A 21,094-nucleotide genomic window follows, 5' to 3' on the forward strand; every position below is an offset into this window, starting at 1 on the left:
CAGAATGGCAGTAGAAAACAACAACGTAGTAACGTTGAATTACGTTCTTCACACAATTGAAGATAATGGTGAGAAAACATTTGTAGAACAAACGACAGCTGAAAATCCTTTAACTTTCTTATATGGTGTAGGTATGATGCTTCCTAAATTTGAGGAAAATATCGCAGGCCTTAATGTTGGAGACAAGAAGTCTTTCGAATTGGAAGCTACTGATGCTTATGGTGAGCGTGATGACCGTGCTATCGCACAGTTACCAGCAGATATGTTCAAAGAAACTGGACTTCCTCCAGTAGGTGAAGTACTTCCTTTACAGGATAACCAAGGAAATCAATTCCGCGCTGTTGTCGTTGAGGTAACGCCTGAGGCGGTAGTTGCAGACTTGAACCACCCAATGGCGGGCAAGAAATTAAACTTCGATATCGAGATTCTAGCTTCTCGTGAAGCAACACCAGAGGAATTATCCCATGGCCATGCTCATGGCGCTGATGGAACCGAAGGTCACTAAAAAAAATAAAACTATACAAAAGCCGGATTCTTGTAAAGATTCCGGCTTTTTATTTCCCAATTATCTGGACCGCTAAACCACAGCGCTTTCCCATGAATACCGTTATTTTTCCGGATCTGTTGTTCCCATAGTTGCCGGCTCAGGCATATTTTTTCTAAATCCTCTTTCTTATTTTTCGTATTTTCATGGGCAAACCTAAAAACTCATGAAAAAATTGCTATTGCTCCTACCCCTATTGACACTTGCTGCCGCTAGTTTAGCACAGGTCAAGAAATCAACCCCAAACGTCATCTTGATCTTTATGGATGATATGGGTTATGGTGATTTGGGCGTTACTGGAGCACTGCAATACCATACTCCCGTATTGGATGCTTTAGCAAACAATGGCCTACGTTTCACTGATTTTACCGTACCGCAGGCGGTTTGTTCTGCATCCCGATCGGCCCTGCTAACCGGCAATTACCCCAATAGGATGGGCATTCAGGGGGCATATATGCCCAATGCGGGGCTTGGTCTGGCCCCTGATGAATATACACTGGCGGAATTGATGCAGGATCAGGGGTATACTACCCAAATGATCGGCAAATGGCACTTGGGCAATGAACCGCAATTCCTTCCCACCAACCAGGGGTTTTCGGCTTATTTCGGGCTACCCTACTCCAATGACATGTGGCCCGTGGAATTTGACGGCACGCCGGCAAAAAAAGACAGTCCGTATGCCAAGTATCCGGCTCTCCCATTATTGCGCATGAAGGCTGGACAAGTCGTTCCAGATACGGTTCAAATAATCGAGACCCTCGATGATCAGGCTGCCTTGACAGGACTGTACACTGACAAAGCAGTTGATTTTATCCGCGAGAATCGAAAATCGCCCTTTTTCCTTTACCTCGCCCATAGCATGACCCATGTGCCCATTGCGGCGTCCGCGGCATTCAAGGGCCAATCGGAACAGGGCGTATTTGGCGATGTCATGATGGAAGTTGATCATGCCATAGGTCGAATCATCAGTGAACTGAAGAAACATGATCTTGAAGAGAATACGCTCGTAATTTTTACCAGTGATAATGGCCCCTGGCTTAATTTCGGCAACCACAACGGTTCTTCAGGAGGCTTCAGGGAAGGAAAGGGTGCCAGCTGGGAAGGCGGTGTCCGTGTACCGTGCATCATCTCCTGGCCCGCTAAAATCCACGAACCCATAGTGAACAACAACCTGGTAAGCAGCATGGATATCTTTGCCACCATTGCGGAAATTTTAGGCAATCCTAAAACACCTCATAAAATTGACGGCATCAGCTTCCTCAAGCAATTGGGTGACCCCATGGCGGCGGCAGACAGAAAATCACTGTATTATTATTACAACAGGAATGATCTGGAAGCGGTACGTTTCGAAAATTGGAAACTGGTATTTCCCCACACCTACCGTTCATATGAAGATGTCCTTCCGGGAAATGATGGATTTCCTGGAAAATACAATCACAAACAGGTGGAGGCTATGGAACTTTATGACCTGCGTAGAGATCCGGCAGAACGATACAATGTCATCCAACAGCATCCGCAAGTGCTGGAAAAATTATTGGAAATTGCAGATGAAGCAAGAAATGACCTAGGCGATAATCTACAAAAACAAGAAGGTAAAAACAGAAGACCCGTTGGACGTATCATCCGGGGAGAAGAAAAGTAAAGGGCGAGAATCTCCTACCCGCCCTTTGATCATTTATAATTTCGTTGCGCGCAGCATCTCCCGTTTCCCTGGAGCACCGGGGGCTTTTTCGATCTGAAAGCCCAATGCTTTCATGGTACGCTTTAAATTTCCAGTGATGGCATACGTTACGAAAACACCGCCAGGTTTCAGGAACGAACAGACGTGCGCTAAGGTCTCCGGAGTCCACATCTCCGGCTGATGTACTTCTGCAAACGCATCGAAGTAAATGACATCGTAACGATCGGTCGTCTGAAAGTCCATAACCTTTTGATTGGCAATCCCCCACCCCATCTGACGATTGAATTTGACTTGCTCCTGCAGCGCAATTGGATATTTATAGACAAACTCCAGCCAGATCTCACGGGACACGTAAGCATCATACCCCGTTTGTTCAATGACCTCTTTCGCCAAAGGATAAGCCTCTATTCCCATATAATGGAGCACTATTTGCTCTTTGAGGCAATAATCTGCCGTCATCAAGAAATTCAAGCCCGTCCCGAAACCGATTTCCAGAATTGAAGCGTCCTTTTGTGCATCTCGTTCCAGGAAGTGCTTCAGCCCTGTATTCAAGAATACATGGACACTTTCCTGTTGCGCACCATGCTTGGAATGGTAATGCTCCCCGACCTCCGCATTAAAAAGCGTTTTCGAACCATCTGCTGTTGTAACAAATTCCATTATTATTTTTTTGACAAAGCTAAGAGAAAAACAAGTATTTTAGCCTGAACAAATTACTTTAATGAAAGAGGTTATTAAAAATTATGGAAGTATCATCCTCCTCCTGATCGGTATTTCGATCGGTAGTTTAGTTGGTATTTTCCTTCCCGACCTGGTGGACATTCTAAAACCGATAGGCGATATTTTCCTGAATCTATTGTTCGTATCGGTTATCCCTCTGCTATTTTTTGCGATTTCTTCCTCCATTGCGAATATTGAGGATAGCAATAAATTGGGAAAAACCATAGGCATCATGACCGCTGTGTTTGTCGGCACGATCGTGATTGCGGCCATTGCGACCATTGCCGGATTATGGGCATTTCCCGTTACAGCGACTACGGATGGATCTGCGGTGAACGAGGCCCTATCCACCAACGCTGATGAAACCTGGGGAGACCGTATCGTGCGTTTTCTCACGGTTGATGAGTTTGCCAACTTACTCTCCAGAAAAAATATCCTTGCCTTTGTGATCTTTTCCCTTTTGGTGGGAACAGCAACGCGTAAATCCGGCGAGATGGGCAAGCAGTTTACCAATTTCCTGAACGCAGGAAACAAGGTAATGGAGAACCTCCTGATCTTGGTGATGAAAGCTGGGCCGATTGGACTAGGTGCTTATTTTGCTTATCAGGTGAAGACATTAGGCCCTGAATTATTTGGTTTTTACGCGAAACCGTTAGGGTTCTATTATGGCTTCGGAATTCTATTTTTCTTTGTGTTCTTTACACTGTATGCATTCATCGCAAAGGGAGGTGCCGGCGTAAGTTCCTTTTGGAAACACAACATATCCCCTTCTCTGACCGCACTCAGTACCTGCAGCAGCCTAGCAACCTTGCCAGCCAACCTGATTGCTGCGAATCGTATCGGTATACCCAAAGAAATAGCCAGCATTGTCATTCCCATCGGGAATACCCTGTATAAAAATGGATCATCGATATCCTCCATTTTAAAGATATATGTAGCCTTCTCCATTCTGGGGTGGGACTTTTTCGAACCGAGCACGTTGATTACCGCTGTTGGCATTACGGTGTTGGTATCCATGGTCGCTGGTGGAATACCCAATGGTGGGTTTATCGGCGAGATGCTCATGATCTCCATCTATGGTATCCCAAATGAGGCCGTTCCTTCCATATTGATCATTGGTGCGTTGGTGGACCCTTTGGCGACCGTTCTGAACGCTACGGGAGATACTGTTGCCGCCATGCTCGTCACGCGATTTTCCGGCGAGAAATTCAATCCAGAACAAGCAGAAGCATAAGCTTTTACTCCGCTTATCGCTTACTTTGAGCAACCGACAGCCGCATTAGAAAAAGGATGGGCTATCGGTTGCTCTATGTAAAAATAACAATACCACTCCTGTTCACAGCGCCTTCCAGCAAGAATAATAAACTGAAAGGCAAGTGTTTAACGCCAACTAAGCGTTTAAATTAGAATTGTTCTAAATAACTCTAAATCTTTGCGAAATTCATTCCTTGCCTTTGTATTTTGTAATTTTGTAGTTGATTTAAAATTTATTAAACGGCAATGAAGAAAAGTTCGATCATTTTAATTGTAATTATCGCGGTTGCTATCGCCATGATACTTGTGATCTACACCGATTCCAGCACGTATTCAACCTTCACAGAAGCCAAGGAAAAGAACACCGAGCTTTACGTGGTTGGGGTATTGAATAAGCAAAAAGAATTGCATTATGATCCTGTGAAGGATGCTAACCACTTTTCCTTCTACATGTACGACAACGACAGCACGGAATGTCAGGTAGTCTTCAATGGTTCCAAACCACAGGATATCGAGCGCTCCGAGCAGATTGTATTAACGGGTAAGATGGATGGCAATGTCTTTCATGCGAGCAAGATCTTGATGAAATGTCCTTCAAAATACAATCAAGATCAGATGGAAGTTATTGAAACGACTTCCAGCCCTGCTACTGCATCAATAAATTAATTCCAGATACCACATATTTTATGGACGTCAATTTTGTGGGCGAAAATCTGCTTCCTGGGCAGATAGGTCAATTTTTCGTTGTCCTTTCCTTCGGAGCAGCATTATTATCCCTTATTTCTTATTTTTTTGCAACCAAATACCCTGAAGAGAAATCCTGGAAACAACTGGGACGGATCGGATTTTGGGTAAATGCGATATCGATCGTTGTAATCGGTTCCACGTTATTTTATATCATCTACAATCACCTTTTTGAGTACCATTATGCTTGGGCACACTCTTCCATGACGCTGCCTACGCATTACATTATATCTTCCTTCTGGGAGGGGCAAGAAGGTAGTTTTTGGCTATGGATGTTCTGGCAGGTAGTGTTGGGTGCAATCTTGCTCTTCAAAGCGAAAAGCTGGGAAAGTCCGGTGATGACCTTTGTCATGCTCTGTCAGGTATTCCTGGCGTCTATGCTGATCGGGGTTGAGATCTTTGGCTCCCGCTGGGGAAGCTCGCCTTTTATCCTGTTCCGCGATGCCATGGATTTCCCTTTCCTGAAAGACCCAAATTACCTATCGATGGTTAAGGACGGTCGCGGCTTGAACCCCCTATTGCAGAACTACTGGATGGTTATCCACCCACCGACCCTATTCTTGGGCTTTGCTTCCATGATCGTTCCTTTCGCCTATGCAGCGGCTGGATTGTGGACCAAACGCTATAAAGAATGGATCAATCCGGGTCTACCTTGGGCACTCTTTGCGGTGATGATCCTTGGTGCCGGTATTATCATGGGTTCTTTCTGGGCGTATGAGGCCTTGAACTTTGGGGGCTTCTGGGCATGGGATCCCGTGGAAAATGTATCCATTATTCCTTGGTTGACATTAATTGCGGCTGTCCATGTGATGGTTGCCTATAAAAATACCGGACATGCCTATTTTACGGCATGCTTCCTGAGCTTGATCAGTTTCGTATTGGTGATCTACGCATCGTACCTGACCCGTAGTGGTATCTTGGGTGAAACCTCCGTACACTCCTTCACGAGCTTGGGTATGTCAGGCCAATTGATCGCCTTCAACATCACCTTCCTGGTCTTAATGATTGTTCTCTTGGTGGTTCGTAAAAAAGATATGCCATCCACCAAAAAGGAAGAAGAAATCTATTCACGTGAATTCTGGCTTTTCATCGGCGCCCTGGTCCTTACCGTTGCCTGCGTGCAGATGATCGCTACGACGTCCATTCCGGTATTCAATGCCCTATTTGGCACCAAGGTAGCTCCGCCGATCGACCCTATCCCGCATTATAACAAATGGCAGGGTGCTTTTGCGGTCGTTGTGATGTTACTTACCGCCTTTACGCAATTCCTGAAATACAAACGTACGGATGGCCGGAAATTCTGGGCTGCGACATTAGCATCCTTTATATTCGCCTTATTGATCGCTGGTGCAATCGTCTATTTCACCAATATCTACACGAATATCATGTATATCCTGATCACGCTGACATCGGTATTCTGTATCCTGGCAAACTTGCGAATCCTGGGTGATTCCTTCAAGGGCAAATGGCGCTTGGCAGGATCTGCTGTATCGCATATCGGTTTCGGATTGCTATTGATCGGTGCGTTGATCGCAGCTGCGACCAACGAGGTCATTTCTGTAAACAGCAGCAATTACATTGCTGTTGCCGGCTTCGATCAGGTTGAAAAACCTGGCGACAACCTATTCCTTTCTGAAGGTGAACCGGTAGATATGGGTAAATACCGTATCACATACGTCGGTGACAGTGTGGCCAAGCCCAATGTTTTCTACAAGATCAAATACGAAGAAATTGATGAGGAGTCCGGAAATGTTAAATCATCGTTTATCCTAAAACCGTTTGCACAGAACAACCCGCAAATGGGTGGTCTGATCGGTACACCGGGTACTAAACATTTCTTGACCCATGACATCTATACGCTGATCACGGCAGCAGCTTCAGATTCACAAGCTCCAGCGCAGCATGAGCAGCAGGCTGCATCTGCAGGATTTGATGACTATGAAGAGCCAGCAACCTACCTGGTATCGATAGGTGATACCCTACGGTACAGAAATGGATATTATGTGATCGAAGGATTGAACAAAGATGCCACGCTAAAGGATATGCCGAAAGCAGAAGGCGATCTATTCGTCGGTCTCAAGATCAAGGTGGTTTCTGCGGATAACAAAGAATATCATGCCGAACCTGTCTTCTTGATCAAGGGAGGAAACACATTCGATTTCCATAAAGATGTAAACGAACAGGGATTACGCTTCAGATTCTCGAAGATCGTTCCTGATCAGAATAAATTGGAATTGATTGCCTATCAGAAACCACTACCTGAGAAAAAATGGGTGGTATTCAAGGCCATTAAATTCCCGTATATCAACTTCTTCTGGGTAGGAACCATTGTGATGACGATTGGATTCTGTATGGCGATCTACCGCAGGGTAAAGGACGGTAGGCGCAACCCGAAAACAAAAGAACAGACCGCATGAAAATAGTCTTGATCGGCAGTGGTAATATAGCAACCCATATGGGTAAAGCCTTTATGCACACTGGCCATCAGATCGTACAAGTATACAGCAGAACCTTAGCCAATGCACAAGCATTGGCTAAGCTGTTGAATAGCACCGGTACCGATTCGTTGGAAGCGGTAGTCGATCATGCCGATTTATATCTATTGGCTGTCTCCGATGCCGTTATTCCGGAGGTTGCAGCCCAGCTTCCGCAAGAACTGGAAGGCTTGGTGGTTCATGCTTCCGGTGCGACCCATATCGATGTACTGGACAAGTTTCGGCACGCTGGCGTTATTTATCCCATACAGACCTTTTCGAAATCCGTGGATCTCGAATTAACAGAGACACCTTTTGCCGTGGAGGCGCGCGAGCCTGCCGACACCAGCACGCTGATCACATTCATGTCGGCAATTTCCAACCGCGTCTTTGAAGGCAGTAGCGAACAGCGCATGGCCATGCACCTGGCAGCTGTCTTTGCCAACAACTTCAGCAACGCCCTGTTTCAGGTAGCATACGACCTGCTAGCGCAACATGACCTACCCTTTGACCTCATCCGCCCGATCATCCTGCAGACGGCAGAAAAAGTGCAAAATAATGAACCTCGAGCCGTTCAGACAGGCCCTGCCAGCAGAAATGACCAGAATACGATAAATAAGCATTTACAGTTTATTAGTTCCAATCCAGATTGGCAATCTATTTACCAAAAAATATCAGACCTTATTGTTAAAAGGAAAGAGAACAATTCAGAAAATTAAGAATTCAGCAATTCTTTAAAGTTGATCGTTATTTTTTCTTAATCCTCTTTTAACTTGCTAATTTTGCAACCAAATAACCATTAGTAGGTTCCCGCTGTACACTATGGCACATTTATAGCGAGGAATACACGACGGTAAATAAAACAGAATTATACAATATTATATAATCGTAAGATCATGCCTGTAAGAAACCTCATCCTAGGGATAATGGTTGTTATCAACCTCATTATTATCTCCTTTGGTTTAATCTTCACCCCAAGATGGTTCTGGTTGCTGTTAATACCATTTCCATTGTTAATTATCGCATTGTACCATAGCTTTCAAAATAGCCATGCGATCCTTCGAAACTACCCTTTGGTGGGGTATTTCCGCTATTTCTTCGAATCAATCCGTCCGGAATTGAGACAGTATTTCTGGGAATCGGACACCGATGGTAGACCATTCAACCGCCGCCAACGTTCCATTGTGTACCAACGTGCAAAGAACCAGCGCGAGACGGTGGCTTTCGGTATGCAGAGTGATCCGCAAGCCGTAGGTAACGAATGGGCAGCGCACAGTATTTTCCCCGTTCACATCGAAGATCACAACTTGCGTACAACCGTAGGGAACAGCAGCTGTAAACAACCTTACAGTTTAAGTGTTTTCAATATTTCAGCGATGTCCTACGGGGCGTTGAGTAGAACTGCGATCACAGCATTGAATAAAGGTGCTGCTCTGCAGAACTTTGCCCACAATACTGGTGAGGGTGGTATCTCACAGTACCACATCTCTGGTGGTGACTTGATCTGGCAGATCGGTACGGGTTATTTCGGTTGCCGTAATGAACACGGTTTCTTCGACCCTACCCTTTTCCGTGAAAAATCAACACGTCCGTATGTAAAGATGATTGAGTTGAAGCTTTCCCAAGGTGCAAAACCTGGTCATGGTGGTATCCTTCCTGCGGCAAAAAACACCCCGGAAGTAGCGGCCATCCGTCACGTCGTGCCTGGAACCGATGTAATGTCGCCTCCGGCACATAGCGCATTCAAGACACCTGTGGAAATGATGAACTTTATCCAACAATTGCGTGAGCTTTCCGATTACAAACCTGTAGGGTTCAAATTGTGTATTGGTGACAAGCAAGAGTTCATTGATATCTGTCAAGCGATGCAGGAAACACAGATTATGCCTGACTTTATTGCTGTGGATGGATCTGAAGGTGGTACGGGTGCGGCGCCATTGGAATTTACGGATAACTTGGGTATGCCGCTATACGATGCCTTAGCTTTCGTAACAACCACATTGATCAACTTCGGTCTGAAGAAACATATCAAAATCATTGTATCCAGTCGTATTGTCACTGGGTTTGATATCCTTAAAGTAATTGCTTTAGGAGCTGATGCTTGTTACAGTGCACGCGGAATGATGTTCGCTTTAGGTTGTATCCAAGCCTTGAAATGTAACGAAGACGTTTGTCCGGTAGGTGTGGCAACACAACAACCTCACCTGTACAAAGGATTAAATGTCGAAGATAAATACGTCCGTGTGGCCCAATTCCACCGTAACACCCTTCGTGCTACGGTAGAAATCATGGAAGCCTGTGGATTCAATAGTCTGGATGAAGTTTCGGCCGATAAATTCTTCCGTAAGGTAGACAGCCAGAATACGCTATCTTTCCAGGATATTTATTTTAAAAATACCGGTAAGTTAGTGAATAACCGCAGCGATTTTGCTCCGGAAGTATTTGACTAAATAGACTTACTTTAAGTTATTGAAAACTATCTCCAAAAGCTGTTGAGCTTGGGCCATCGAATTTTTATCGACCCCTTTCATCGCTTCGGAGATAGTTTTTTCTGCTTGTAGCATACACTTATCCCGAAGTTTATGGCCTAGGGCCGTTAGGTAAATCTGATTGGCGCGCTTATCTCCTTCCGAATTCACTCGGATTAATATCTTTTGTTTTTCCAAATTGGAAATCAACCGGGAAACGCTGGGTTTATCACGGTAGGTCAGTTTCGCAATCTCCTGTTGACTGAGGCCTTCCGATTCCCATAGGAAATACAAAACGCTCCACTGTTCAGCGGTAATATTCAGTCCGCTTTCCTTGAAATTACGCTGTAAACGCCTCCCGATAGCCGTGGAAACACGCCCCGTTAAAAAAGAATAGAATTCGCTAGCATAGCTGGTTTCATTGATCATCACAAATAAGGTTAATGTGGTAAGGATTAGTTGTCACTGCAATTAAAAAATAAAATAGCACTTTTGCAAATAATTTACCGTCAGAAGGATTTATACCTTGAAAAATTAATTAACTTTAGGCTATGGAGAATCCGATTCTGATTATTCTGATAGTTGTTGCCAGCTTTGCCTATAAGATTTATGATAATTTTAAAAAGGAGCAGGAAGCAGCGAAAAAACGTCTGGAGCAGCTCAAGAAGCAGCAACAGATGTCATCCTATCCGGATACTCCAAAACCAGCGCCCGTTAAATCGAAACCCGCTAACCGGAAAATAAATCCGCCGCTCCCGGAGATTCCTAAAAAGACCTATGAACATGTGCAGGAACAACGGCCTGAAGTGGTTGCGGAGGTTGAAAATTTTCAACGGATGAAAGAAGAACAACGACGTCGAGCGCTCTTGGACCAACAGAAAAAGGAAATGAAACCTGTTTTGGAGAAAACCGAAGATCAATTTACCCCTCAGCAATTTGACCTCCGAAAAGCAATTATCCAACAGGCGATATTGGAACGGCCATACAAAGACTAAACCGGCTCTTCTTGTTTGGATTTTGATCTTCTAGGGATAGAATCCATCTATTTCTGTAAAATTCACCATCATTTTACCTGCTTTATATCTTGGATATTCTTACCGAACATCCATTTTTTAGACCAAATGGCACCTCGTTAAAATTGAGAATCGGAAAAAAGGTTCACTTGGTCGAAATCCCCTACCTTACCCCCCAAAATAAACGCTTAAAGCCAAAATTACGAATTTCGCAAAATAGAAATCAATAATCTGAAAATCAACACGTTATCACGAAATATACTAACTTTTATGCTAAAATGGGACTGTTTTTTCCCTAGACCTTGTCTGAGGTGAGTCCGAGGTGAGAGCGTGGTGAGAGCGTGGTGAGAGCGTGTATATAGCACGTGTGCACCACGTCTAAACCACGGTCGCACCTCGCTAGCATGTCGGACAAGGTCCAGCCCATGTAAAAGCGGGCACTGACCATGCGCAGCAATTCGGAAAATTCAAGAAAAGGGGAGATAGCAGGCAGGCCTCGAGATGGGAATACGAGTGGAGAGGCAACCAATGTTAAAACTTAAACAACCAGTTTTGTGCAGCTCAAGTTCAAATTGGCTTAAAGATTTATTAACTAATTTTTTAATCTGTGTTGGGTATCCTGTTGGTCCAGCTTACAACAATTTAAATTGATCCTGGTCCTGTAGAAAAGGGAAATGTTCTCGATTTTCTTCGAGGTCTTTCGGGTTAAGCGTAAAGGTATAGAGATCCTCATCTTCTGGTTTGTAATAAACCACGTCGCCATTCGGCGATATACACATGGATCCACCTGAATAGTAAACTTCCTTACCATCGTGACCAACACGGTTGACACCGATCACGAAAGCTTGATTTTCGATGGCACGGGCAGGAATCAAGGCCCGCCAATGTGCAGATCGTTTATCTGGCCAACTTGCGGTATAGACCAATAGATCGTAGGCACCCTGTTGGTTTCTGGACCAGATTGGGAACCGAAGGTCATAACATACCATTGGACAGATTTTCCAACCTTTCAGTTGAAAAATAATTCTGGAATTGCCTTCTGAAAAGATTTTATCTTCGCCAGCCATGGAGAATAAATGGCGTTTATCGTAATGGGTATAGCTTCCATCCGGCGACATCCAGACAAAGCGGTTATAATATTTCCCACCTTCTTCAATGATCAATGAACCTGCAACCACACATTCATATTTCTTGGAGGTCTCAAACAACCAATGCATGGTCTTCCCGGACATGGTCTCGGCACATTTCTCCACGTTGGTGGTGAACCCTGTGTTGAACATCTCCGGAAGAATGATCAAATCCGTTTTTTCCCGTAAAGAAGATAGCCGTAGCCCAAGATTCTGTAGATTCTTGTCGATATTTTCCCAAAAAAGATAAGCTTGAAATATGGTTACTTTTAATGGCTCTCTTTGCATGCTATCCTCAAAATTTTCTTTAGTGTATTTTACCAAATTAGGAAAAACTAAGCAATAATCATAATTAGCGCTTGCGGTGCATTAATGTATCTGCAAGTATTCTTAATTCTGTTTTCTGTGCATCTGAAACGGCGATTTCATCTAATTTATTGTAGGCCAACTCGGTATATCGCTGCTTTATATCCTCGGCATATTGATCTACAGCCAATTGGGCATATAGTTTTTTCATACGGAAGACTTTTTCATCGTCGGAAATGTCACTCCCCTGAAGCAATAGGTCCAATTCTGACCGCGAATCTGCTGTTGCCAATTCTTCGGTTTTTATGCGGAGGAAGGTTTTTTTGTTGCATAGGATATCACCGCCAACCTGTTTCCCGAAGGTCTCCGGATCGCCATAGACATCGAGGAAATCATCCTGCAATTGGAAGGCAATCCCCAGGTTAACGCCGAAGTCATACAGTAATTGCTGTTGTACCTTATCGGCATTGGCCAAGATCGCTCCCAACTGGAGCGCACCGCCCAACAATACGGAAGTCTTCCGACGGATCATTTCGATATAGTCACCTTCAGCCACATTATCCATGGTTTCGAAATCCATATCCATTTGCTGACCCTCACAAACTTCCAAGGCTACCTGATTGAACACCACCAATAATTCGCCAATTTTGTCTGCCGGGCATTTCCCTAATTCCTGATAGGCTTTCACCAACAAGGCATCTCCCGAAAGAATGGCCACATTATCGTTCCACTTCTGGTGCACGGTGTCCTTTCCACGGCGTAAAGGCGCCTTGTCCATGATATCATCATGAATCAAAGAGAAATTATGGAAATATTCGATGGCGATACTTGCCGGAAGTACTTCTGCGGTATCTTCCTTCCCGAATAATTTTGCTCCCATGAAGACCAGCATGGGTCTGATGCGCTTGCCGGAAAGGGATAGGATGTATCGAATGGGATCGTAAAGATCAGAAGGCCTGTCAGGAAACTCTGCCTGATCAATATAGGCACTGATCAACTTGCCATATGGATGCTGTTCAAACATATCTTCTAATATTAGCACGAAGATAGCAATTTGAGGTGGAAACGACTGCGGAATTGGATTTGATTTTAGCCATTATCTATGTAAATTGCGGCAAACAATCGAAATCTATGCGTATACTCATTATCCATAATCAATACCAACATATCGGCGGCGAAGATTTTGTAATGAGTCAGGAAATGGAAGCGCTAAGGAAGAACCATGAGGTCGACCTCTATACGGTACGAAATGTGAAAGGATGGAAAGGCTATTTGCAATACTTGCAGTATCCGATGAATTGGCCACAGGTGAAACTCCTGAAGGCTAAAATCGAGGAATTTAAGCCCGATATCATCCATATACACAATATGCACTATGCCCTTGGCCCTCTTTTCATTCTCCACATCAAGAAAATGGGAATCCCCATGCTGATGACCCTGCACAACTTCCGGTTGATCTGCCCGTCAGCAACACTTTTTGATAAAGGCAATATCTTTTTGGACTCCATAAAACAGGATTTCCCTTGGAATGCAGTAAAAAAGAAAGCGCTGGAAAATTCCTATTTTAAGACGTTCTGGACAGGGTTCACCTATTGGATCCACCGCAAGCGGGGCACCTTTCAACACATCGATCGTTTTATCGTACTTTCCGAATTTGCCAAGGGGATATTTTCCAGGTCAAAATTTGGCGTTTCCATGGAGAAGTTTGTGGTCAAACCGAATTTCGTGAAAGAGGAGTTTGTTGAAGATCCGGTCGAAGGGGATTACTTTGTGTATGTAGGTCGATTATCCGAAGAGAAGGGCATTGTCCCTCTGTTGCATGCGTGGCGCGCGACGAACCATAAGATCAAGATTTTTGGGACCGGCCCACTCCAACATGAGGTTGAACAGATTGCTGCAGGCAGCCCGCATATCCAATACATGGGTTTCCAGAATAAGCAGACCCTAAGCAAGCAGATTGCGCATGCTTCAGCGGTCGTCGTCCCTTCCATTTGCTACGAGTCCATGCCGCTATCCGTACTCGAGGCCTATGCGCTCAAAACACCGGTACTGGCCAGCAACATTGGTATTTTAAGCGAAATGGTCGTACCTTTGCATACAGGGTTGCTGTTCGACCCCCATAACCACATCGATGTGGTACAGAAACTGAACGAATGGACCTCCCTAACGAAGGAAAAAAAGGTGGCAATGGGTGAACATTGTTACCATGAATATGTCAAAAAATATAGCCAACCCGTTGTTATGGATCAATTGGAACAGATCTATGCCGAGGTGGCTTTAAGAAAGGAAAAATAATGAACATCATTGTTATGGATAGATTGGGCTTGGCCCCTCAGATTGAGGAAGCTTTAGCTACCGTATATGACCCTGAATTGAAACCGGCGAATATCCTGGATCTGGGATTGGTCTATGAGATTATCACCAAGGAAAACCGCCAGGCGAAAATCGTTATGACTCTAACGGCTCCGGCCTGCCCGGTTGCTGGCGAGATCATGAATGAAGTCCAGCAGAAGGTAGCTGCCATCGAGGGGATTGATGAAGCGATTGTGGAGTTGACATTTGATCCACCTTGGACCAAGGATATGATGACCGAAGAAGCGAAATTGGAATTAGGCTTTCTATAAGCCCTATTTCGTCTCGTCTGCAAAATATTGTCGAAGTGCTTGCACCTGTTTGAGGTTAAGCACTTTTTTTAGTTCCTCATCGGAAGCTTCCTTAACCTTCTTCACCGAACGGAATGTTTTCAATAATTTCTCTACAGAGACCTTCCCTACCCCTGGGATATTATCAAGGTCGGAGACAAATGTCTTCCGACTTCGTTGGTTTCGGTGAAAGGTGATCCCGAAGCGGTGTGCTTCATCCCGCAGATGCTGAATAATCTTTAAGGTTTCGGATTTCTTGTCCAGATAGAGTGGATATTGATCCCCTGGATAGAAAAGTTCTTCCAACCGCTTGGCGATACCGATCACGGTGACTTTCTTTTCAATACCCAAAAGCTTCAGGCTCTTCAGTGCAGCCCCCAATTGGCCCTTACCACCGTCGATCACGATGAGTTGGGGCAAGGACTGGTCTTCATCCAACAGTCGCCTGTAGCGCCTGAAAACTGCCTCCTCCATGGTCGCGAAGTCATTCGGTCCTTCCACGGTTTTTACGTTGAAATGTCGATAATCTTTTTTGGACGGCTTGGCATCCTTAAAGACCACAACTGCCGACACCGGATAGTTCCCTTGGATATTCGAGTTATCGAAACATTCGATATGCCGTGGTAAAACGGGAAGGCGTAAATCCTTCTGCATCTGCTTCAGGACGCGTTCCGTCTTGATCTCCGGATTCAACTTCTCATACTGCAGCAGTCGTTCCTTTTTGAAATAGGCAACATTCTTTAGGGATAGCTCCAAGAGCTTCTTCTTATCCCCCAGTTTGGGCACCAGGAATCGCATATCCTCATTCCCCTCGATATCCAGTTCAAAAGGCACAATGATTTCACGGGAGTGGCTTCTGAATTTGCTGCGGATCTGGGGAATTGCTATAGCCAACAGCTCGGCATCCGTTTCATCCAAACGTTTCTTCAATTCTACCGTCTGCGTCTGGATCACGACCCCATTGACCACTTTCAGGAAGTTTACAAAGGCGTAATTGTCCTCCGAAGCGATACTGAATACATCCACATTGGTAATGGATGAACTAACGACCGTAGATTTGCTCTGGTAATTGGATAATTTATCCAGCTTGACCTTGCTCTTATGCGCCGCTTCGAAATCCATGGCTTCCACCGCAGCATGCATCTGTTCTTTCAATCGATTCGTGACCATGGAAATCTTACCATTCAGGATATCCTTGATATCGGCTAGATTCTGATCATAGTCTTCCTCGGATTGGTAACCTTCGCATGGCCCCTTGCAATTGCCAATCTGATATTCCAGACAGACCTTGTACTTCCCTTTGGCAATATTCTCTGGGGCAAGGTTCAGGTTACAGGTACGCAATGGAAAGAGTTCGCGGATCATGTCCAGGATGATGTGCATCATCCCGACCGAAGCATACGGACCGTAATACTTGGATCCATCCTTGATGTATTTGCGGGTCCAGAATATTCTAGGAAAATGCTCCTGTTTGATGACAATCCAAGGATAGGTTTTATCATCCTTGAGCATCACATTGTATCGTGGCTGGTGTTTTTTGATCAAGTTGTTTTCCAACAACCAGGCATCGATCTCCGTATCCACGATGGTGAATGCGATCCGGTTGATCTTGCGCACCAACACACGGGTCTTGCTATTCAGTTGGGTCTGGTTTACAAAATAGGAACCTACCCGATTCCGCAGATCCTTTGCCTTACCGACATAGATCAGCGTATCGTCCTTATCAAAATATTGATAAACCCCAGGTTTGTGTGGGATTTTCGTCAGTTCTTTCCTGTAATCAAATTCCATCATAGCAAAAAAAACCAGACCAATCTAGGTGTAGATCTGGTCTGGTAATAAATTTATCAAAGTTCAGGCTAAAAACCTAACCTATCCTCTTCCAATGTTTCCGTTTCGCCACCCCTAGCCGGGTCATTACCCCAGAACTGCGAATAGTTGGAGCAGTTCATTTCAAATCGGGTGATGCCTCCTGGCGGTTTCGGGAAGTCCTCTTGTGTATAGTTGAGGTCCTTATCCTTGTATACTTTGTTCATGAAGAGTCCGAACACCGGCATCGCCGCTGCGGCACCTTGCCCGTACTGCATACTGCTGAAACTAATACCACGGTCTTCCGCACCAGTCCATACACCGGTTACCAATTCAGGTGTAACACCGATAAACCACGCATCGGAGTTATCGTTTGTGGTACCCGTTTTACCACCGATTGGATTTTTCAAACCACCGAAGTTCGGGTCCCAGCGTAAACGGGATCCCGTACCGCCGTCCACAACACCTTTCAGCATATCCACCATGGCGTAGGCCGTTTCACTGTTCAATGCTTTCAATACCTTAGGCGCTTTCTCATAGATTGGCGAACCATTCTTATCTTCAACACGAAGGATCATGGTCGGCTCAACCCAAGTACCCTGATTCACGAAGGCCGAATAGGCACCCACCATATCAAATAGGGAGGCGTCATAGGAACCCAGCGCAATGGACAGGTTATTTGGAATATTCGAGGTAACCCCCATACGCTTGGTCAAATCAGCGACATTGGCAGCACCGACCTCACTGATGAGGTATGCGGACGCATAGTTCTGCGAATATTTAATAGCATTCCGTAATTGGATCGGGTCACCACCTTGCACGGTACCCTTTGGCGTCCAATCACCGTATGTACGCATATGGTTCGGGATGGAAACACATGGTCCATATCCGTTATCGATCGCATAGGCATACACGAATGGTTTCGCAGTTGAACCCACCTGGCGTGTACCCAGTTTAACCTGGTCATATTTAAAGTGCTCGAAGTCGATACCACCGACCCAAGCCTTGATATATCCGGTCTGTGGCTCCATGGACATCATCGCATTACGCAGGAATAGCTTCGTGTATTTGATGGAGTCCATCGGGCTCATCACCGTATCCACGCTACCTTTCCAGGTAAAGAGGTTCATAGGCACTTTCTTGTCAAATTCTTTGCGGATCTGTTCTTCGGATAACCCTTCGGCCTTCAGCACCCGGTATCGGTCGGAACGTTTCATCCCCGTACGGAGTAGGTTTGCATTTTTACCCGTAAAGGCATTTTTGCGGCGCCATTGCTTATCAAATTCGTTCTGTAGGCGCTTCATCCATTCCTTTTGTGCTTCTTCAGCATATTGCTGCATCTTGTAGTTGATCGGCGTATAGACCTTCAATCCATCACGATCCAGATCATAAGGGGTTCCATCCGGTTTGGTAATCGCCAAACGCTGGAATTCCTTTTTGATTTCTTCTTTCAAAACCGCCCGGAAATATGGAGCAAGACCTTCGCCGTAGTTGGAGATGGTCAACTTCAAACCAAGAGGTTTTTCTTTAAATTTCTCGTATTCTTCGCTGCTGATAAAGTTTTGACTGAACATGTTGTGCAACACCAGATTTCTCCGGGTTGTTGCATTCTCGGGATAGCGTACTGGTGAATAAACACCTGGACCCTTTAACATTCCCACCAATAAAGCTGCCTGCTCGGCAGTTAGTTTATCAGGTGTGGTATTGAAATAGGTCCTTGCCGCGGATTTAATACCAAATGTATTGTAGGCACCGAAATCAACCGTGTTGAAGTACATCATGATGATTTCCTCCTTGGTATAGTTTCTTTCCAAACGAACGGCCGTAATCCACTCCTGCAATTTCTGCATGATACGCTTTAGGGAATTCCGTTCGCGCTTTTCGGCGAATAAATTCAGGGCCAATTGCTGGGTAATGGTACTACCTCCCTGCTTATTCCCGGAAAGGGTCAATAACACAGTGGATAGTGTACGGGAATAATCAATCCCTGAGTGCTCATAAAAACGCTTATCCTCCGTGGATACAAGCGCCTGCACCAAATACGGGGATAGCTCGCTGTACTTGACATTCGAACGGTTGTGGACAAAATAGGTACCTAATACCTTATTGTCTTCAGTTAAGATTTCTGAGGCTAAGTTACTTTTTGGATTTTCAAGATCCTTGAATGTAGGAAGTTTCCCAAATAAGCCAATCCTCACACTCAATAAGAACACTACAACAAACAACACCAACCCTATTAAAACTTTCCAAAAAAGGCCGGAATATCGTTTTACGTCCTCTTCGGTCAGTTTACTACTTTTTGATTCTCTCTTCATTTGTTAAATTAATGAAACTACGAATGGTTACCCATGAAAATGTAATTCTGCTATTATCAGTAAATGTGCCAAACATTTTTTAACAACAACAAAAATACCATAAATTTCCCGATGTCAATAATTCTAATTTTTTATCCTACGAAAAACATGCGAAATCAACCTTAAATCTGTAGTATGCAATTATTTTCACAGGGATTTTATACCTTAGTTTTTGCATATGCCTAACACGAAATCAAAAGCTGGACTTTTATTTATTTTCATCACCGTTGTTCTGGATTCGATCGGTCTTGGGATCATCATTCCTGTGATGCCGGCCTTGATCCAGGAGCTGATCCATGGCGACCTTAGCAAGGCCTCCTCCTACGGCGGATGGCTGACGTTCAGTTATGCATTTACGCAATTTTTCTTCGCTGCCGTCCTTGGCAACTTGAGCGACCATTACGGTCGTCGGCCCGTGCTCCTTTGTTCTTTGTTCGGATTTACCATCAATTACCTGATTATCGGATTTGCTCCGTCCATTTTCTGGCTATTCCTTGGGCGATTGGTGGCGGGAATTACCGGCGCCAGTCATACGGTTGCCGCAGCCTATATTGCCGATGTATCCACAAAGGAGAATAAGGCACAGAATTTTGGTCTACTGGGTGCAGCCTTCGGTTTGGGATTCATTATCGGTCCCGTGCTGGGCGGGGTTATTGGCCACTACGGCCCAAGGTATCCGTTCTTTGCCGCCGCGGGACTCACCTTCCTGAATTTCCTGTACGGTTATTTCATCATTCCAGAGTCGTTACCCAAGGAAAATCGACGGAAATTCCACTGGCGGAATGCCAATCCAATCGGCAGTTTCCGTCACCTCAACCGCTATCCGCAGATCTTACCCTTGGTTGTCTGTATCTTTCTGCTCAATGTAGCGGCGCATGCTGTACAGAGTACATGGTCGTATTTCACCATGGAGAAGTTCCAATGGGATGAACGGATGGTTGGCTATTCTTTAGGTTTTATTGGCGTGTTATTGACCATCGTTCAGGCCGGCCTGATCCGGTTGATCATCCCGAAATTCGGCATCGCAAAGAGTATTGTTCTGGGGCTGTTGCTGAATTGCTTCTCCCTGTTTGCAATGGGGACTGTCCAATCCACGGAGATGTTGTTTGGCGTGAGTGTTTTTTACGTTTTTGCCGGAATTGCCGGTCCAGCAATTCAAAGCTCCATTTCCAATCAGACACCGGCAAATGAACAGGGGCAAATCCAAGGAGGCTTGACCTGCCTGATCAGTCTGACGGCCATCATCGGCCCATTGATCATGACCTCGCTATTCTCCTATTTTACGCAAAAAAATGGCCCGGTATATCTACCGGGCGCACCTTTTTATCTTGGAGGTCTCCTTGCATTGATAGCCGCATTAATCGCTATCAATTACTTCAGGAAAACAAAATCAACTTAATCTTTCTGCAATAGGCATACGGCATAGGCAACAACGCCTTCTTCCCGACCGATAAAGCCCATCTTTTCGTTCGTCGTGGCCTTTATGGAGATATCATCCACAGAGATTCCAGCCGCGCGGGCCAGATTCTCCTTCATTTGGGGAATGTAGGGTTTAATCTTTGGGGCCTCCAGGCACAGCATTCCATCGATATTGCCGATAGACCAGCCTTTATCTTGGATGAGTTTAACACAGTGTTTTAACAGCTCCAAGCTATCCGCACCTTTCCACCGCTCATCGGTATTCGGAAAGTGGTAGCCAATATCCTCCAGGTTCGCAGCACCCAAAAGAGCATCACAGATGGCATGGGCCAGCACATCGGCATCCGAATGGCCAAATGCCCCGGAATGATGGTCCAAGGTTACACCGCCAACAACAAATGGATGTCCCGATTTCATTTGGTGGACATCAAATCCAAATCCTACTTTAATTTTCATATCGTTACGAATATACGCAGTATTCAACTAGCTAAAAAATGAATTTACCTTTGGGACGAAGGTTCGGTTCGGCCCAAAAAAAT

18 protein-coding genes are annotated in these 21,094 nt (G+C 45.0%); 11 read left to right on the top strand and 7 right to left on the bottom strand.

The window, feature by feature from the left end; all coding sequences use genetic code 11:
- Positions 1-4 precede the first annotated feature (4 nt).
- Complete coding sequence (locus tag G6N79_RS00365) at positions 5-505, top strand: FKBP-type peptidyl-prolyl cis-trans isomerase (protein WP_103907661.1); 501 nt, start codon at positions 5-7, stop codon at positions 503-505.
- A gap of 205 nt (positions 506-710) precedes the next feature.
- Positions 711-2,186 (top strand): sulfatase family protein, encoded by a 1,476-nt coding sequence (locus G6N79_RS00370; protein WP_103907662.1) that lies wholly within the window; start codon positions 711-713, stop codon positions 2,184-2,186.
- 33 nt (positions 2,187-2,219) lie between these two features.
- On the opposite strand, the gene mnmC2 is transcribed toward G6N79_RS00370, so the two are convergent.
- The gene (mnmC2, locus tag G6N79_RS00375) at positions 2,220-2,885 is read right to left on the bottom strand and encodes a tRNA (5-methylaminomethyl-2-thiouridine)(34)-methyltransferase MnmC2 (RefSeq protein ID WP_103907663.1); all 666 of its coding nucleotides are present in this window, start codon (positions 2,883-2,885) and stop codon (positions 2,220-2,222) included.
- A 61-nt stretch (positions 2,886-2,946) separates the two neighbouring features.
- Between mnmC2 and G6N79_RS00380 the strand changes: the two genes are divergently transcribed.
- From G6N79_RS00380 to G6N79_RS00400, 5 genes are all read left to right on the top strand, one after another.
- Entirely contained in the window at positions 2,947-4,179 is a 1,233-nt protein-coding gene (locus G6N79_RS00380; protein WP_103907664.1) for a dicarboxylate/amino acid:cation symporter, read from the top strand.
- A gap of 266 nt (positions 4,180-4,445) precedes the next feature.
- The gene (locus tag G6N79_RS00385) at positions 4,446-4,865 is read left to right on the top strand and encodes a cytochrome c maturation protein CcmE domain-containing protein (RefSeq protein WP_103907665.1); all 420 of its coding nucleotides are present in this window, start codon (positions 4,446-4,448) and stop codon (positions 4,863-4,865) included.
- Positions 4,866-4,885: 20 nt separating this feature from the next.
- Complete coding sequence (gene ccsA, locus G6N79_RS00390) at positions 4,886-7,360, top strand: cytochrome c biogenesis protein CcsA (RefSeq protein WP_103907666.1); 2,475 nt, start codon at positions 4,886-4,888, stop codon at positions 7,358-7,360.
- The gene (locus G6N79_RS00395; protein ID WP_103907667.1) at positions 7,357-8,136 is read left to right on the top strand and encodes a Rossmann-like and DUF2520 domain-containing protein; all 780 of its coding nucleotides are present in this window, start codon (positions 7,357-7,359) and stop codon (positions 8,134-8,136) included. Before ccsA ends, G6N79_RS00395 begins: the two co-directional genes overlap by 4 nt.
- 177 nt (positions 8,137-8,313) lie before the next feature.
- Entirely contained in the window at positions 8,314-9,867 is a 1,554-nt protein-coding gene (locus tag G6N79_RS00400; RefSeq protein WP_103907668.1) for an FMN-binding glutamate synthase family protein, read from the top strand.
- Between the two features lie 6 nt (positions 9,868-9,873).
- Here the strand turns inward: G6N79_RS00400 and G6N79_RS00405 are convergent, their stop codons facing one another.
- Entirely contained in the window at positions 9,874-10,314 is a 441-nt protein-coding gene (locus tag G6N79_RS00405; RefSeq protein WP_103907669.1) for a MarR family winged helix-turn-helix transcriptional regulator, read from the bottom strand.
- A 122-nt stretch (positions 10,315-10,436) separates the two neighbouring features.
- On the opposite strand from G6N79_RS00405, the gene G6N79_RS00410 reads away from it, so the two are divergent.
- Entirely contained in the window at positions 10,437-10,880 is a 444-nt protein-coding gene (locus G6N79_RS00410; RefSeq protein WP_103907670.1) for a hypothetical protein, read from the top strand.
- A 650-nt stretch (positions 10,881-11,530) separates the two neighbouring features.
- Here the strand turns inward: G6N79_RS00410 and G6N79_RS00415 are convergent.
- Both G6N79_RS00415 and G6N79_RS00420 read right to left on the bottom strand, forming a co-directional pair.
- Positions 11,531-12,313 carry an amidohydrolase gene (locus G6N79_RS00415; protein WP_103907671.1) on the bottom strand — a complete coding sequence of 261 codons (783 nt, stop codon included), beginning with the start codon at positions 12,311-12,313 and terminating at the stop codon, positions 11,531-11,533.
- A 64-nt stretch (positions 12,314-12,377) separates the two neighbouring features.
- Positions 12,378-13,373 carry a polyprenyl synthetase family protein gene (locus tag G6N79_RS00420; RefSeq protein WP_234993274.1) on the bottom strand — a complete coding sequence of 332 codons (996 nt, stop codon included), beginning with the start codon at positions 13,371-13,373 and terminating at the stop codon, positions 12,378-12,380.
- A gap of 89 nt (positions 13,374-13,462) precedes the next feature.
- Between G6N79_RS00420 and G6N79_RS00425 the strand changes: the two genes are divergently transcribed.
- Both G6N79_RS00425 and G6N79_RS00430 read left to right on the top strand, forming a co-directional pair.
- Positions 13,463-14,626, top strand: coding sequence for a glycosyltransferase family 4 protein (locus G6N79_RS00425; protein WP_146060670.1), 1,164 nt, complete (start codon positions 13,463-13,465; stop codon positions 14,624-14,626).
- Entirely contained in the window at positions 14,626-14,955 is a 330-nt protein-coding gene (locus tag G6N79_RS00430) for a metal-sulfur cluster assembly factor (protein ID WP_103907674.1), read from the top strand. Before G6N79_RS00425 ends, G6N79_RS00430 begins: the two co-directional genes overlap by 1 nt.
- A gap of 3 nt (positions 14,956-14,958) precedes the next feature.
- On the opposite strand, the gene uvrC is transcribed toward G6N79_RS00430, so the two are convergent.
- Together uvrC and G6N79_RS00440 are read right to left on the bottom strand one after the other, a co-directional pair.
- The gene (uvrC, locus tag G6N79_RS00435; RefSeq protein WP_103907675.1) at positions 14,959-16,767 is read right to left on the bottom strand and encodes an excinuclease ABC subunit UvrC; all 1,809 of its coding nucleotides are present in this window, start codon (positions 16,765-16,767) and stop codon (positions 14,959-14,961) included.
- Positions 16,768-16,832: 65 nt separating this feature from the next.
- Positions 16,833-19,097 carry a penicillin-binding protein 1A gene (locus G6N79_RS00440; RefSeq protein WP_103907676.1) on the bottom strand — a complete coding sequence of 755 codons (2,265 nt, stop codon included), beginning with the start codon at positions 19,095-19,097 and terminating at the stop codon, positions 16,833-16,835.
- Between the two features lie 217 nt (positions 19,098-19,314).
- On the opposite strand from G6N79_RS00440, the gene G6N79_RS00445 reads away from it, so the two are divergent.
- A complete protein-coding gene (locus G6N79_RS00445; protein WP_103907677.1) occupies positions 19,315-20,535 on the top strand; it encodes a TCR/Tet family MFS transporter in 1,221 nt (406 codons plus the stop codon).
- On the opposite strand, the gene ispF is transcribed toward G6N79_RS00445, so the two are convergent.
- Positions 20,532-21,011, bottom strand: a complete 480-nt coding sequence (ispF, locus tag G6N79_RS00450) for a 2-C-methyl-D-erythritol 2,4-cyclodiphosphate synthase (RefSeq protein WP_103907678.1) — start codon at positions 21,009-21,011, stop codon at positions 20,532-20,534. The genes G6N79_RS00445 and ispF overlap by 4 nt on opposite strands.
- Between the last annotated feature and the right edge of the window lie 83 nt (positions 21,012-21,094).

This window comes from Sphingobacterium lactis (assembly GCF_011046555.1).
GTDB lineage: Bacteria > Bacteroidota > Bacteroidia > Sphingobacteriales > Sphingobacteriaceae > Sphingobacterium > Sphingobacterium lactis.

Coding starts and splice junctions, on each gene's coding strand:
- G6N79_RS00365 (WP_103907661.1), top strand. CDS start 5: ATGGCAGTAGAAAACAACAACGTAGTAACGTTGAATTACGTTCTTCAC.
- G6N79_RS00370 (WP_103907662.1), top strand. CDS start 711: ATGAAAAAATTGCTATTGCTCCTACCCCTATTGACACTTGCTGCCGCT.
- mnmC2 (WP_103907663.1), bottom strand. CDS start 2,885: ATGGAATTTGTTACAACAGCAGATGGTTCGAAAACGCTTTTTAATGCG.
- G6N79_RS00380 (WP_103907664.1), top strand. CDS start 2,947: ATGAAAGAGGTTATTAAAAATTATGGAAGTATCATCCTCCTCCTGATC.
- G6N79_RS00385 (WP_103907665.1), top strand. CDS start 4,446: ATGAAGAAAAGTTCGATCATTTTAATTGTAATTATCGCGGTTGCTATC.
- ccsA (WP_103907666.1), top strand. CDS start 4,886: ATGGACGTCAATTTTGTGGGCGAAAATCTGCTTCCTGGGCAGATAGGT.
- G6N79_RS00395 (WP_103907667.1), top strand. CDS start 7,357: ATGAAAATAGTCTTGATCGGCAGTGGTAATATAGCAACCCATATGGGT.
- G6N79_RS00400 (WP_103907668.1), top strand. CDS start 8,314: ATGCCTGTAAGAAACCTCATCCTAGGGATAATGGTTGTTATCAACCTC.
- G6N79_RS00405 (WP_103907669.1), bottom strand. CDS start 10,314: ATGATCAATGAAACCAGCTATGCTAGCGAATTCTATTCTTTTTTAACG.
- G6N79_RS00410 (WP_103907670.1), top strand. CDS start 10,437: ATGGAGAATCCGATTCTGATTATTCTGATAGTTGTTGCCAGCTTTGCC.
- G6N79_RS00415 (WP_103907671.1), bottom strand. CDS start 12,313: ATGCAAAGAGAGCCATTAAAAGTAACCATATTTCAAGCTTATCTTTTT.
- G6N79_RS00425 (WP_146060670.1), top strand. CDS start 13,463: ATGCGTATACTCATTATCCATAATCAATACCAACATATCGGCGGCGAA.
- G6N79_RS00430 (WP_103907674.1), top strand. CDS start 14,626: ATGAACATCATTGTTATGGATAGATTGGGCTTGGCCCCTCAGATTGAG.
- uvrC (WP_103907675.1), bottom strand. CDS start 16,767: ATGATGGAATTTGATTACAGGAAAGAACTGACGAAAATCCCACACAAA.
- G6N79_RS00440 (WP_103907676.1), bottom strand. CDS start 19,097: ATGAAGAGAGAATCAAAAAGTAGTAAACTGACCGAAGAGGACGTAAAA.
- G6N79_RS00445 (WP_103907677.1), top strand. CDS start 19,315: ATGCCTAACACGAAATCAAAAGCTGGACTTTTATTTATTTTCATCACC.
- ispF (WP_103907678.1), bottom strand. CDS start 21,011: ATGAAAATTAAAGTAGGATTTGGATTTGATGTCCACCAAATGAAATCG.